This window comes from Vreelandella titanicae BH1 (assembly GCF_000336575.1).
Lineage (GTDB): Bacteria > Pseudomonadota > Gammaproteobacteria > Pseudomonadales > Halomonadaceae > Vreelandella > Vreelandella titanicae.
On record NZ_AOPO01000005.1, the window covers coordinates 137,694 to 151,703 of the forward strand.

Annotated in this window: 13 protein-coding genes and 1 riboswitch; of the genes, 7 read left to right on the forward strand and 6 right to left on the reverse strand. The window is 55.4% G+C overall.

What is annotated here, in order from left to right; all coding sequences use genetic code 11:
- Positions 1 to 176: 176 nt before the first annotated feature.
- The 5 genes from HALTITAN_RS11385 to HALTITAN_RS11405 all read left to right on the forward strand — a co-directional run bounded on the left by HALTITAN_RS11385 (position 177) and on the right by HALTITAN_RS11405 (position 4,380).
- Complete coding sequence (locus HALTITAN_RS11385; protein WP_027959875.1) at positions 177 to 1,097, forward strand: EamA family transporter; 921 nt, start codon at positions 177 to 179, stop codon at positions 1,095 to 1,097.
- A gap of 77 nt (positions 1,098 to 1,174) precedes the next feature.
- The gene (locus HALTITAN_RS11390; RefSeq protein ID WP_027959874.1) at positions 1,175 to 1,687 is read left to right on the forward strand and encodes a porin family protein; all 513 of its coding nucleotides are present in this window, start codon (positions 1,175 to 1,177) and stop codon (positions 1,685 to 1,687) included.
- 234 nt (positions 1,688 to 1,921) lie between these two features.
- The gene (locus tag HALTITAN_RS11395; protein WP_039859264.1) at positions 1,922 to 2,983 is read left to right on the forward strand and encodes an HlyD family secretion protein; all 1,062 of its coding nucleotides are present in this window, start codon (positions 1,922 to 1,924) and stop codon (positions 2,981 to 2,983) included.
- Complete coding sequence (locus HALTITAN_RS11400) at positions 2,973 to 4,097, forward strand: DUF2955 domain-containing protein (RefSeq protein ID WP_009287208.1); 1,125 nt, start codon at positions 2,973 to 2,975, stop codon at positions 4,095 to 4,097. Before HALTITAN_RS11395 ends, HALTITAN_RS11400 begins: the two co-directional genes overlap by 11 nt.
- Before the next feature lie 97 nt (positions 4,098 to 4,194).
- Positions 4,195 to 4,380, forward strand: a complete 186-nt coding sequence (locus HALTITAN_RS11405) for a CsbD family protein (protein WP_039859265.1) — start codon at positions 4,195 to 4,197, stop codon at positions 4,378 to 4,380.
- Between the two features lie 134 nt (positions 4,381 to 4,514).
- Here the strand turns inward: HALTITAN_RS11405 and HALTITAN_RS11410 are convergent, their stop codons facing one another.
- From HALTITAN_RS11410 to tenA, 3 genes are all read right to left on the reverse strand, one after another.
- Positions 4,515 to 6,224, reverse strand: coding sequence for a hypothetical protein (locus HALTITAN_RS11410; protein ID WP_009287209.1), 1,710 nt, complete (start codon positions 6,222 to 6,224; stop codon positions 4,515 to 4,517).
- Between the two features lie 328 nt (positions 6,225 to 6,552).
- Positions 6,553 to 8,457, reverse strand: coding sequence for a phosphomethylpyrimidine synthase ThiC (gene thiC, locus HALTITAN_RS11415; RefSeq protein WP_009287210.1), 1,905 nt, complete (start codon positions 8,455 to 8,457; stop codon positions 6,553 to 6,555).
- Between the two features lie 31 nt (positions 8,458 to 8,488).
- Positions 8,489 to 9,172: a thiaminase II gene (gene tenA / locus HALTITAN_RS11420; RefSeq protein ID WP_009287211.1), complete on the reverse strand. Its 684-nt coding sequence runs from the start codon at positions 9,170 to 9,172 to the stop codon at positions 8,489 to 8,491.
- An 88-nt stretch (positions 9,173 to 9,260) separates the two neighbouring features.
- A riboswitch (TPP riboswitch) is annotated at positions 9,261 to 9,423 on the reverse strand.
- Between the two features lie 213 nt (positions 9,424 to 9,636).
- Between tenA and HALTITAN_RS11425 the strand changes: the two genes are divergently transcribed.
- Positions 9,637 to 10,593 carry an NAD(P)-dependent oxidoreductase gene (locus HALTITAN_RS11425; protein ID WP_027959869.1) on the forward strand — a complete coding sequence of 319 codons (957 nt, stop codon included), beginning with the start codon at positions 9,637 to 9,639 and terminating at the stop codon, positions 10,591 to 10,593.
- A gap of 53 nt (positions 10,594 to 10,646) precedes the next feature.
- Positions 10,647 to 11,414 carry a class II aldolase/adducin family protein gene (locus tag HALTITAN_RS11430; protein WP_022520626.1) on the forward strand — a complete coding sequence of 256 codons (768 nt, stop codon included), beginning with the start codon at positions 10,647 to 10,649 and terminating at the stop codon, positions 11,412 to 11,414.
- Positions 11,415 to 11,567: 153 nt separating this feature from the next.
- On the opposite strand, the gene HALTITAN_RS11435 is transcribed toward HALTITAN_RS11430, so the two are convergent.
- The 3 genes from HALTITAN_RS11435 to HALTITAN_RS11445 all read right to left on the reverse strand — a co-directional run bounded on the left by HALTITAN_RS11435 (position 11,568) and on the right by HALTITAN_RS11445 (position 13,973).
- Positions 11,568 to 12,401, reverse strand: coding sequence for an ABC transporter permease (locus HALTITAN_RS11435; RefSeq protein WP_009287212.1), 834 nt, complete (start codon positions 12,399 to 12,401; stop codon positions 11,568 to 11,570).
- Between the two features lie 9 nt (positions 12,402 to 12,410).
- Entirely contained in the window at positions 12,411 to 13,130 is a 720-nt protein-coding gene (locus HALTITAN_RS11440) for an ABC transporter permease (protein WP_009287213.1), read from the reverse strand.
- Between the two features lie 66 nt (positions 13,131 to 13,196).
- Complete coding sequence (locus HALTITAN_RS11445; protein ID WP_009287214.1) at positions 13,197 to 13,973, reverse strand: transporter substrate-binding domain-containing protein; 777 nt, start codon at positions 13,971 to 13,973, stop codon at positions 13,197 to 13,199.
- Positions 13,974 to 14,010 lie beyond the last annotated feature (37 nt).

Below are 14,010 nucleotides of genomic sequence, written 5' to 3' on the forward strand. Positions count from 1 at the left end.
TCGCTAGGAGGTTATTGAGCAAAGGGGTAGACTTTAGTTTAACATGTTGCAGCGCGCAAAAGCAGCGTCAGGCTTTCGTTAGCCTTCTAGGCAAAAGCTTGGCATGCTGGGATCTTTGCCTACCTGGCTACTCGCCATCTTACACCTTCACCCCTATAACGAGCCGTACCGTTCTTATGTCAGCGTCCTCTTTGCCGAAACTACTGCCGCGCCATTTGGCCATTCTGTTAATGATGACCGTGGCCACCATGTTCGCCGCCAATCACGTTTCAGCTCGGCTGGCGTTTGATAATGGCACCGGTCTGTTACTGGCGGTATTAACCCGCTCGGGGGTTGCCTGCCTGATTTTAGTGGCGCTAGTCATCGTGCAGAAAAAGCGCTTGTGGCTGCCCGCGGGATCTTGGCCGTGGCAACTGACCGTGGGGCTACTGATTGCGATCCAAAGCGTTAGCCTCTACTCGGCGGTGGCCAGGCTGCCTGTGGTGATCGCACTGCTATTGGTCAATACCTTTCCTATTCAGCTGGCGCTGCTCAGTTGGGCGTTGGGCGGCCCGCGTCCTACTCTGCGTAGCTGTCTGATCATGGGCACGATTTTAATCGGCTTACTGGTGGTGCTGGATATTCCCTCATGGATTGCCAGCGCCGATGGCATGGGGCCGGGGTGGATAGCAGGCATTGGTTTTGGATTAATGGCGGCCTTCGTATTTGCCTGCGCGCTGTGGGTTACCGAGCACCGCCTTGCAGGAGTGGGCAGCACCCTGCGCAGCCTGTTGACCATGCAGACCGTGTTTATTGTCATGATCATTGGCGGCATCGCCGGTGTAGTGCCAGGGGGTATGAGCCTGCCGGATAACAGTACCGGCTGGCTAGGGCTGACGCTGCTTGGTCTGCTGTATGGTTCGGCATTTTCGACGCTGTTTATTTTTGTGCCGCGACTCGATATGGCACGCAACGCACCGGTGATGAATATCGAGCCGGTTGCCTCCCTGGTGCTGGGTTACTTCGTGTTGGGGCAAATGCTTAGCCCCGGCCAGTTGGTAGGTGGGGCAGTCGTCGTTGGCGGTATTGTCGTGCTGAGCTTATCCAAGGGGCGGTAAATGTTTGCGTTCTTCATAGTTATGAATCACAATACAAATGTGTAAGGAAACACTGTTTTTTAACTGAGGTGCAAGCTATGAAGATGTCCATGTTGTCACTTACATCGGCGGTACTCCTGGTGGGTGCAGGCGCATTTGCAACCACTGCTCAAGCACAACAGTCTACCGGTTATCCGCAAGCTTACCTGGGCGCTGATGCCATGTTCTGGAGTCTGGATCCAGACAGAGGCTCGTCCCGTGATGACGTAGGCTTACGCCTGCGCGGCGGTGCCCAGTTCAATGACTACTTTGGCATTGAAGGTCATTTAGGTACGGGCGGTTCCGACGGTGGTGCCGAATTAGACTATGTAGCGGGTGCTTATGCTAAAGGGATTATTCCCATAGCACCTGAAGTACGTCTTTATGGCCTGGCGGGTTTTACGGAAGTAGAGTTTGACCGCGGCGACAGCGAAAGCGACTTCTCCTACGGCGCAGGCGCTGAGATGGATGTGGCCAGAAACCTCTCCCTCAGCGCGGACTATATGCGCTACCTGGATAAATCAGCTTACTCCTTTGATGCTGCAAGCGTAGGTTTACGCTACCGGTTCTAAATCCTTAGCGTAACAGCGTAGCGAATGACTAAACCCCATGGCCTTTATGCCATGGGGTTTTTTGTTTTATAAGCTTGTAGAGAGCGTTTATGTAGCAGTAGATAGACATAGGTATATTGTTAGCGCGCTAATTGATTGTTAGACTAAAGTCCCCTATGCGATTCCCTACACGATGCGCGCCCGTTGAGAGGCGCTGGCCAGGTGGTTTCCTGGTGGCTAACAAGTGAGCTCTGCATGACCCCCGATCAAATATTTGCCCGATGGGTGAGGGTAGCCCTTGCTACCTTTGTACTGCTTTTTATCTATTTTCTGGTGGCCGATAGCTTTATGCCCATGACGCCCGAGGCGAGAGTGATGCGGCCGGTCACGCGAATAGCGCCCGAACTCAGCGGCCCAGTGAGTGAGGTGCTGGTCAGTAATCACCAGCATGTAGCAAAAGGCGATATGCTGTTTCAGATCGACCCTGCGCCGTTTCGATTAGCCGTTGAGAAGGCGCAGCTTAATCGCGAACAGGCCGAGCGGGAGAATGCCCGGTTGGAAGCAGAGCTTACCTCTGCCCAAGCGGAGCTGGCGTCCGCTGAAGCAACGGCTGCCGAGCGTCGGGGAGAACTTCAGCGTGCTGAAACCCTTGTGGCGCAGCAGAGCGTATCGCGCCAACAGTACGAACAGCAGGTGGCTGCTGAGCGTACCGCACAGGCCAGTGTGGCGGCAGCCAGGGCTAAAATCGTCAGCCTGGAAGTGCAGCTGGGCGATGCCGGCGAAACGAATCTGCGTTTGCGCCAAGCAGACAATGCGCTTTCCAAGGCGCAGTTGGATCTTGCTCATACCCAGGTGCGCGCCGCGCAAGCCGGAAGTGTTTCCAACCTGCAGCTAGACGTAGGCGACTACGTTCAGGCGGGGCAGCCAGCGGTAGCAGTAGTGGCGGATGCGATAGATGTCATTGCCGATTTTCGCGAAAAGAGCCTGCGCCATGCGGCACCGGGTGACGCAGCGCAAGTAGTGTTTGATGCTTGGCCAGGCCAGGTATTTGATGCGCAAGTGCTCGCCATGGATGCCGGTGTTCGTGAAGGACAGTTGGCTGCCGATGGTCAACTGGCTGATATTCCCACCACCGATCGCTGGATACGCGATGCCCAGCGGATGCGTGTACACCTGGTGCTAACTCAGCCAATCGCGAATTTATTACCCAGCGGCGCCCGCGCCACGGTGCAGCTTCAGCCAGGAGATGCTGCTTTGACCAAACCATTTGTATGGTTACAGGCACATCTGATCAGCTGGTTGCACTATGTTTATTAAGAGCCCGTATATTAAGCGCCTGTTGTTGACCCCGTTTAAAGGTTGGTGGGGGAAGCGTGACCGGGCTAATGCCAAGGGAACTGCTCGCCCGGTGTTAACCCAAAACGGCCTGCGTCAGTGCTTGCGGGTGGCCGGTGGTGGCACGCTGGGGTTTGTGGTCAGCCAGCTAATGGGTTGGAACTACGGGGTGTTTTTTACTGTTTTCCCGATGTTCTTGCTGGGCATGGTGCCGATTCTGAATGGCCATATTATTCGCCAGTTTTTAGCCAACGTATCGCTTAACGTGCTTGAAGTCAGCCTGGTGGTGGGGTTACTCAAACATATACCGGTGGTGATGACCCTGGTGGTGATGAGCATTTTTCTGTTTCGCTTTAACCTGATGGCGAAAGGGCCGCTGTTTCTGTTTGGCGCCAACGGTGTGCTGACGCTCAGCATTCTGCTTCACTTCGCCAGCTACCCCAATGTGGACTTGAGCGATTTACTGGCCTGTAATCTCGTCGCCAGTGGTTTGGCGGTGTTTATTGCCATGCTGATGCATACGCTGTTTCCCGACGTGGAAGCCCGCAAACCGCCGCCCAGGGTTACCAAAACACCCTCGCAAATTCGCCATGAAACTTTAATCGGTGGATTAACCGCCACGCTCTCATTTGTAGTGTTTCAGATGTTCGACTTGCAAGGGTCGCTCTCTGCGCAGATGGCGACCATCCTGGTGCTGTTTACGCTGGGGTACTCTGGAGCGAAAGTATCAGCCGGTAAGCGAGCCATAGGAACCCTACTAGGGTGCAACTTGGCTCTATTAATGCAGTTATTCTTATATACACAGAGCCACCATTTCCTGCTGGTGGTGTTGCTCTACTGGCTGGGGTTAATGCTTTTCGCTCGGGAGCATATCCATGAAGGGGGCGGTTCAGGGATTGGCTTTGGTGGACTGACCACTCTGGGGATTCTGTTTGGCCAGTCGTTAGGCCCGCAGCAGGATCTGGTGTATAGCGCGCTCTATCGCTTCTCTTCCATGAGTGTGGCACTGGTTCTTACGCTTCTGGCTATGGCTTCCCTGCACTTCGTGTTGAACCGCTGGGCACCAACGCGGTTACCCGCCAACAACCCGGCCTAAATTAATTAGCGCAACTTTTTTAATAAAGGCTACTCTGATGAATGTGTCGACGTGTGATTTGATGTGTTTCCCTACTAACGGATTAGAGGTGTTCGTCATGGCAACTGGTAAAGAAGATAAAGCGAAAGGAACGGCCAACAAAGCAGCGGGAAAAGTGAAAGAAGCCGCGGGCAAGGCAACAGGAAGCGCTAAAACTGAAGCCAAAGGTAAGGCCCAGCAGGCTAAAGGCGAACTGCAAAAAGGCAAAGGCGACGCCAAGGAGAGCCAGAAAAAACAGCGCTAGTTATGTAACACTGATACCAACAGGGGGCTTCGGCCCCCTGTTGGCGTTTAAGTGGTTTTAAACAGTTGTCTTGCTCAAACGAAAAAACCGCTAACCCACTAGCAGGTTTTTCGCATTATTGAAGCGGCCTGATCTTAGTTTAATTCCAGCGATAAACTCATTTCCACGCCAGCGTCATCTACTCTGAACCAGTACTCCATGTTTTTGTAGATGTCACCATATTGCTTGAGCATATCAATATCGGACGCTGACAAATCATCTGATGGTATCTGTTCCACAAAGTCGGCCAGTGAATGGTAGAACTCGCCTGTTATGTGTCCATGAACAAGCAGATTGCGCTCTGAGGCAGGGGCTTCCAGCTCTTTCTGCAGTGTCGCCGAATCACTGATACCAGCGCCCAGTACAATAGCCGTGTCAGACATGGCGGCGTAGAGTTCCGGTGCCTCAGGGGGCAGCATCATGCTCTCGACTTGCTTGGCTTCCCCGCCGGGTTCAAGCCCTAGAGTCCCTAACTCCGGCGCGAAAGAGCTTGCGGCAGAAAGCAGGGAAAGAGGATTTTGTGAAGCAAGCGTCAGGAGCCCCGTCATGGTAGGTTCGCCGTCTGTCATTGTCAGACTGTTGATACGAGCTCTGAAGCCAGATAGTGACTGACCAATCATCATGGTGATCGGGTTGTTAATCGCCATGTTGATCTCATTCCAGGAGCTGTTCAGATCTTGTAGTTCATCACAGCTGAAGGGGTTCTGGCGCACTTCCTGAGCATATTTCTGAACGGTCTGAACCAACAGCGGCATGTTCAGACCTAAGCCATAGCTGGCCATACCTTCTGTGCTACCTAGGCCCGGCACCTGAGTCGTCAGAGTGCGCAGGTCGCTGACAATATCCTCATCGGTTTCTAGAATCAGGTTCATTTCCATGCGGTCAAGATCGTTCTCGCGCGAGCCCATTACAAGGCCAGGGAAGCGGTTCGTGATACGGTCGATATCTGCCTGGCAGGCGGATAAATCCAATTGCTCGGCATCAACCGCTTCCATCAGTGCCTGAGTACCTGAGTGAGTGGGGGTGCTCAGCTCATTAAGTAGGCGTGAGGAGTCGATTTTCCCCGCGCCGTAAGGTGTAAAGCCATGGCGCTTTTCAAGCTCTGCCAGTGCATCGGTATCACCGATGCTGCTGTCGGGCAGGGTGTTGCCCAGCACTTGTGCTAGCAGCTCGTCACTAGCATTCTGTGGTACCACAGACACCAGCAGTTGCTGGTCGTCAATGGCTAGAATCGCCTTGACGGGCCCCTCAGGCGTCAGCACCCAGTATTCGGTGTCGTTGGTGGTGGCCGTGCTCAGGTTAATGTCTGCTTTGGTCAAAATGCGTTGCAGCGTTTCGCGGAAGGCATCTTCATCCTGCAGTTGCATGCGTAAAACAGGCAAGACACCCAACCCATAGAGGGCGGCCTGAGGGTTCATTTTCAGGCCTAGCGCATGGACATCGTCCAGTGTTTCAACATCGACCAGTTCTTCACTCATGGCGATCAATACCGCCATCAACGAATGCATCACTTCATCGTCTATCTCGGGCAGTGTCTCGCGTAGCTCATCCAGACTAGACTCAATGCTAGCCTTGGGTTGCATGCGTTGATAACGATCAAAAGCATCTTGTTCAGGCATTGCTTCACGTGTTGCCATGAAGTAGGGAGAGTCAGCCGGAATATATTTCAGCATGAGAGCTGCATTATTTTTCGGCGCTTCCTCCTGTGTGCCTGCGGCTGTTGGTTCGTTATCATCGCTGCAGCCGGTTAATAAGCCTGCGCTGAGCAGAGCCGCGGTTACCGCCAAGGAAAGTTTGGTTTTCATCTGGAATCGGTTCTTTGAATGGTGTTGGTTTTAAATAGAACGCCGTAACAGAGCGCTGCGCAAATGAGAATCATACACGAGCAATGTATAATTAATCTACTTGAGCGATAAATACTTTTAGAGAAAATTCAGTAAATGGTTATTTGTACTTAGAAGCCTGATCGCGGCAACAGTTGAGGTCGTTGAACGGGAACTCTATAAGGAATTGCAAAGCCAGAAAAACATGCAGTGTCTGACCCGTTGCAAGTAGATATGTAAAGTGGCCCTTGAGTTTTTCTAAGACTCAAGGGCCACATATAGTTGCGACGCTGTTCAGTAAGTCGCTATTTTAAACTTCCTGATACAGCTCACTGCCTTTGTTGCGGAACTTCTCTGCCTGCTCTTCCATGCCTTTCATCACCGCTTCCTGATCGCCGTTTAGGCCATGTTCGTTGGCGTAATCGCGCACCTCCTGGCTGATCTTCATGGAGCAGAACTTTGGTCCGCACATGGAGCAGAAGTGCGCCACCTTGGCGGAGTCTTTGGGCAGGGTTTCGTCGTGGTACTCCCGAGCAGTATCCGGGTCTAGCCCCAGGTTGAACTGGTCTTCCCAGCGGAACTCGAAGCGCGCCTTAGAGAGTGCATTATCCCGCCGCTGTGCTGCAGGGTGGCCCTTGGCGAGATCCGCCGCGTGGGCAGCAATCTTGTAGGTAATGATGCCGGTTTTGACGTCGTCTTTATTGGGCAGGCCCAGGTGCTCTTTGGGGGTGACGTAGCAGAGCATGGCGCAGCCAAACCAGCCGATCATCGCCGCCCCAATGCCCGAGGTAATGTGGTCGTAGCCGGGGGCTATATCGGTTACCAGCGGGCCTAAGGTATAGAAGGGCGCTTCGTCGCAGTATTCCAACTGCTTATCCATGTTCTCTTTCACCAGGTGCATGGGCACGTGGCCGGGGCCTTCGATCATCACCTGCACATCGTGCTTCCAGGCAATATGGGTCAGCTCGCCCAAGGTTTTTAGCTCCGCCATCTGTGCTTCGTCATTGGCATCGGCCACTGAGCCAGGACGCAGGCCATCACCGAGGGAGAACGCCACATCGTACTGCTTGCAGATCTCGCAGATCTCCTCGAAGTGGGTGTACAAGAAGCTCTCCTGGTGATGGTACAAACACCATTTGGCCATGATCGAGCCGCCGCGGCTGACAATGCCGGTGACCCGCTTGGCGGTGAGCGGTACATAGCGCAGCAGTACGCCCGCGTGAATGGTGAAGTAGTCCACGCCCTGTTCGGCCTGCTCGATCAGCGTATCGCGGAAGACTTCCCAGGTGAGGTCTTCGGCCACGCCTTTGACCTTTTCCAGCGCCTGATAGATAGGCACTGTGCCAATCGGCACCGGAGAGTTGCGCAAAATCCACTCGCGGGTTTCGTGGATGTTCTGCCCAGTGGAGAGATCCATAATGGTGTCCGCGCCCCAGCGGATGCCCCAGGTCATCTTATCCACCTCCTCTTCGATAGAAGAAGTCACCGCTGAGTTACCCAGATTACCGTTAATTTTGACCAGGAAATTACGGCCAATAATCATCGGCTCGCTTTCTGGGTGGTTGATGTTATTGGGAATAATCGCCCGCCCTCTGGCGACTTCATCACGCACAAACTCAGGGGTGATTTCTTCCGGCAGGCTGGCGCCAAAGCTCTGGCCTTTGTGCTGATGGCCCAGAATGCGCTCTACTTCAGCGGTACCTAGCGCTTGACGGCGCTGGTTTTCGCGCAAGGCGATAAACTCCATTTCCGGGGTGATAATGCCCTGGCGGGCGTAGTGCAGCTGGGTCACGTTCTTGCCCGGTTTTGCTCGGCGTGGTGTGCGGGTTAGATCAAAGCGCAGCTGGGCAAGCGTCGGGTCGTTGGCGCGGCGGTTGCCGTAATCAGACGTGGGGCCTGATAGAAATTCGGTATCGTCACGCTCTTCAATCCAGGCTCGGCGTAGTTCCGGCAGACCGCGGCGCAGGTCATTGTTAGCATCCGGATCGCTATAGGGGCCTGAAGTGTCGTACACCAGCAGTGGCGGGTTCTCTTCATCAATGCCGGTGGTTTTGGTCGGCGACAGTGAAATTTCCCGGAACGGCACACGGATATCCGGGCGCGAACCTTCGATATATACCTTACGTGAGCCGGGCAGCGGCGCAATGGCGGCGGCATCGACCTGGGCGGTTTCGGCTAAAAAGTGGCTGGTTTTGCTTGTTACGGTCTTAGTCATTACGGTTGTTTCCTTGTGTTGTTTTGCTGAATTAGTGGGTGAGGTCTTGGTCTATCAGCTCTAGGCCCATCTGCCAGAAGTCGATTTCCAGGCGGGTGGCGTCGCGGAAGATCTTGCTCAGTTCGGCAAAGCGGGCGGGGGTAATGTCGGCAAGGCGGATATTCAGCCATTCAAGCTCCGCCTGCATGGCGGCCTGAAACTCCTCGCCTTCGTACATGGCTATCCAGGCGTCGTAAGGGTTTTGCGCGCCGCGCAGGGTGGAAGGCTGGGCGTTTAGCCAGTTGGCGATTTCGCCGTAGCCCACCAGGCAGGGGGCCAACGCCACGTGCAAATCCAGCAGGTCGCCGCGGTTGCCGGTATCTAACACATAGCGGGTGTAGGCAAGCGTCGCTCTGGCTTCGGGAAGCTCCTCCAGTTCTTGCTCGGAAATCCCCCACTCCTGACAAAAGCCCACGTGCAGGCCCAGCTCCACATCCACAATGGCTTTCAAGCCTTCATGGGCTTGGCGAAGATCGGCGAGGGTGGGGCTTTTGTAGGCAGCCAGCGCATAGGCGCGGGCGAAGTGAATCAAAAACAGGTAGTCCTGCTTTAAATAGTGGCGAAACGACGCCCCGGGCAGCGTGGCGGTGCCTAGCTGGCGCACAAAATCGTGCTCAATATAGGCGCGCCAATCTTTCTGGCAAGCGGTAGTGAGATCAGTAAAGCGGTAGCCCATGACTCCTCCGGTGGTAATGATCCGGAGGGCGGGCGAAAAAGATCGAGGGAGTGGCGCAGAAGGGCGGCGTGCGATCGTGAGAGAGCAGCCGTGGCCATCGCTTGATCCCTACGCCGGTACCCTCGCTGCGAACTTGTGTAAGTAGCAGCGCATTAGCCGGATCAGGTTCTGCGGGATCAGCGCTCGGCAGCATTAATTGCTACGCCCTGCGCCATCTCAGCCGGATTTCACCGGCACCCCGTCAAGCTGTTCGTTGGTGGAGTGTAGGAGGCGGGTGAGGGAGATGCAAGGGTGTATGACATGGAAAGTTATCGGGAAACAATTTATTAGCATCATTACAGCGATGAGAGTTTAGGTGCTGTAATGGCGTTTCATGGCATCGGTACGTGAATTATTATACAGTTGAGTAACAAGTGGCTGTTTTACAGCCACTGCTATTTCGAATGTGAACCGTAGGAAGTTGCATGACCAACACGAACTCGATTTTAGGCGTCTATCTCAGTGATTCGCTCGACCTTGATGCCATTTATGGTAACGCCTTGCGCGATGAAGCGAGTGATGTCGTCCTGCGCCATCCCCATGAGATCGATAACCCCGAAGATGTGCGTTTTGCGATCTGCTGGTTGCCCAATGACAAGGCTTTCGAGAGCTATCCTAATCTTGAGCTGGCGATGTCTATCGGTGCCGGTGTTGATGCCCTGCTGGCGCATCCTGGCCTGAGCGATGAAGTACATATCGCCCGGGTGCGGGATCCACATCAGGCCGACTTGATGGCGGGTTTTGCCGCGCATGAGGTGCTCCATCGTGAGCGTGAGTTCACCACCCTGGAGCAAAATGCTGCCAAGGCGCATTGGGCGCCATTGACGATGCGCGCGCCAGCATCAAGAAAGGTGGCGGTGCTGGGACACGGCACCATGGGGCGCGCCGTGGTGAAAGCGGTGGCCGCGCTTGGCTTTTCTGTACACGTAGCCTGCCGCAGCGAGCCACAAGCGCCGGTTGAAGGCGTGACCTATCTGACAGGTGACGGGGCTGTCATGGCGGCAGCGGATGGCGCCGATTATCTGATCAATGTGCTGCCACTGACGGCTACCACTGAAAACGTGCTTAACAAGGCGCTGTTCGCGAAGCTCGCCAAAGACGCTTGGTTGGTGCAGATCGGTCGGGGTGAGCACTTGGTCGAGGACGATCTTCTCCTAGCGCTCGAACACGGCCATTTGGGTGGGGCGAGCCTGGATGTGTTCCGTGCAGAGCCGCTGCCTGCGGATCATCCCTTCTGGCAGCATGAGTGCCTGCGCATCACACCACACATTGCCAGTGATTCGTTGCCAGAGGTGGTCGCAGGGCAGGTTGTCGACACCGCCCGCGCCCTTCGCGATGGGCAGCCGCTTGCCATGGGCGTTGATCGGGCGCGCGGTTACTGACGTAAACGCTAACCACGTTGCATGACAATCACTTTGCTGCAAAGGAACACCTGATGAGTCTCGATAAGTCTCAACGCACCACGACGAGCAACGCCGAACAAGAAACCCGCATCGCGCTGGCAGCCTGCTATCGTCTGGCCGCCCACTATCGCATGACGGATCTGATCTACACTCATATTACCGCGCGGGTGCCTGGTGAGAAGGGACGTTTCCTGATCAACCCTTACGGTTGGCGTTGGGAGGAGATTACGGCTTCTTCGCTGGTGAAGATTGACGTTGATGGCCATAAGATTGATAACAGCCCAGAACAAGTGAATCCGGCTGGTTTCACCATCCATTCCGCGATTCATACTGCTAGCCACCATGCGGCCTGGGTGATGCATACCCACACGCGCGCTGGCGTGGCGGTGTCGTCGCTGGAGTCGGGCCTTGAAACACGGCTTAACCAGATTGCGCTGCAGTTTCACGAACGGGTGTCTTACCACGATTATGAAGGCATTGCCCTGGATCTGGCTGAGCGTGAGCGAATAGTGGCAAGCCTTGGCGACAACCCGGCGCTGGTGTTGCGTAACCATGGCCTGCTGACGACCGGTGCGTCGGCTGCAGAGATGTTCAACAATATGTTTTATCTTGAGCGTGCCTGTGAGCTACAGGTGGCGGCGCAGTCTACTGGCCAGCCCTTACGGCTGGTGCCAGAAGAGGTGGCGCGGCACGTGGCGCGCCAATACGACCAGACTATTCATGAAGACGGCGATCTTGAACTCGAATGGGCCGCGCACCTGCGCACGCTTGAGGCGCTGGATCCAAGCTACAAAGACTAAATTGGCGCGGTTGCCAGCACGGCAAGCAAGCCAGTATCAGAACTATACGAATATCTACACAAGCAAAAGGGGGCCACTGGACGGCCCCTTTTTGGTTGTGCCACGTCCTGAATTAGCGTTGATAAACGTGATGCTCGCACAGGCCCGTGACCATTAGTGTTGTGGTACGCGGTTTTCCAGCCAGCGCAGCCCAACGATCAAGACGCCGCTCAGGCAGAGGTAGACGGCGACCAGGAAGAGTAACGGTTCGTAAGTCAGGTAAGTGGTCTGGCGTACCTGGGTGATGACGGCATACAAGTCCATCACGGTGATGGTGGCAACCAGCGGTGTGGATTTCAGTTGCAGGATGATCTCGCCCGTCAGCGTTGGTAGAGCACGATGAACAGCACGCGGAAACCAGACACGGCTAAAAACCTTGCGACGCGACATGCCGAAAGCCTTGGCGGCTTCCAGCTCGCCATGCGGTACACCGGCAAAGGCACCGCGCATAACCTCACCCTGATAGGCGGCAAATGACACCGTGAGGGCAATGAAACCATAGGGCCAGGCCTGGCGCAGGTAGTCCCAGGCCCAGGAGTCGCGAATTTCCGGGAACTGGCCGAACAGCGCTCCTAGCCCGAAATAGAACAGCCATAGCTGCAGTAGCAGTGGCGTGCCACGGATGACGGTGCAGAAGCCGGTGGCTAGCCATCGCAGCGGCCACGCTCCTTTGACTTGCGCAAGCCCTAAAGGCAAAGCAATCAGAAAGCCCACCACCACGCTGGATACCAGCATGATCAAAGTCATCTGCAGGCCTTCCCAGAGCTTGGGCAAGTAGCGGGGTAGCCAGCTCCAGTCCATCAGTTGAATCGCGGCCACCAGACCGACGATGAATATCAAAAGCAGGATAATACGGTGAGGCTCAAGTAGGCCCGGCAGTTTGGTTAACATGGGCGTTCGCGACGGTCGGGTAAGCGACGCCAGAGTTTGAGGGTCAGACACAGGCATTCCTTGAGTTCAGCGTGTAGAGACAAGACCACGCCGTGCGTAGCGTTCGAAGCGGCGCAAGGCCACGTTTGATATCAGCGTTAGCGCCAGATACAGCACGCCCGCGGCCAGAAAGAACATAATGTAATGCTGCGTAGCGCCAGCGGCCTGCCGGGTGACCAGTGTGAGCTCGCTGAAGCCGATGACGGCAAGCAGGGCGGTGTCTTTAGTGGCAATCATCCACAGGTTGGCCATGCCGGGCAGGGCATGTGGTGTCATTGCTGGCAGCGTGACCCGACGCAGCACCTGGGCGGGCGACATGCCAAAGGCGTGGGCCGCCTCGGTCTGCCCGCGGGGGACGGCGAGAATGGCCCCGCGAAAGACTTCGGTCGCATAGCCGCCCTGTACCAAGCCTATTACCAGAATCCCGGCGGTCAGGCCGTCGATATCGACGCTGCCAAACCCCATGGCGGTTGAAGCACGGCTTAAAAGATCGGTGCCAACATAGTAGAACAGCAGCATCAGCACCAATTCGGGCACGGCACGAATGACCACAGTGTAGATTTCAAACAGGTCGCGAACGACCTTGTTGCCGTACAGTTTGCCAGCGGCACCTGCGATGCCGATCAGGATACCCAGCAAATAGCCACCCGCCGCCAGCTGGATCGAGCGCATGAACCCGACGAGCAACAACTTGCCCCAGCCGGGAGGCTCATAGGCCAACAAGCTTAAATCGAAGACAGTCGTCATAGTGGCTTGTCCTTGTGAAATTGGAAAGCAAAGGCCGCCTGGGTGGGCGGCCTTTGCTGGTGGGGATTAGCTGCCGTAGATATCAAAGTCGAAGTAAGGGGCGCTAATTTCTTCATAGGTGCTATCGGCGCGCATCGCGTCGATGGCTGAATTGACCCGTTCGCGAAGTTCGGTATCACTCTGGCGCAGGCCTACTCCCATGCCTTCGCTCATGAGTTCAGGGTCGCTGGCCACCTCGCCGCGGTATTCGCAGCAGGATTGGCCGGTCTCAGAGTTGATAAAGGTCTGTACCGCCAGGGTGTCGGCGACGATGGCATCAATACGGCCAGCGACCAGATCCTGTAGCTCTTCGTTGAGGGTTTGATAGACATTAAGGGTGGCGCTATCCGCGAAATGCTTGCGTGCATACTGCTCTTGGTTGGTGCCCGACTGAATGCCCAGGTAGGCGCCTTCCAGGCCTTCGGGAGTAGGCTCTATGTCAGTGGACTTGCGTGCCAGGATGCCGGTGGGGCTGGAGTAATACTTATTCGAGAAAGCGATTTGTTCGGCACGTTCAGGGGTGATCGACATTGAACCGATGATCATGTCAATCTTGCCGGTTTTCAGGGCCGGAATGATGCCTTCCCAGGCCACTGGCTTGATCTCGCACTTGGCATCCAGGCGGTCACACAGCTCCTCGATGAAATCGATTTCCCAGCCTGACCAGTTGCCACTGGCATCTGGTGCATAAAAGGGAGGATAAGGCTCTGCGGATAGCCCGATCTTGTAGCTATCTGCCAACACAGGGGCAGCGAAAATGCTCAGGCCGATAAGGCCGGCGGTAGCAGTGAATGTCTTGAACATGGGGATTACCTCTGTTGTTTTCGGGGTTGTCTTCCAG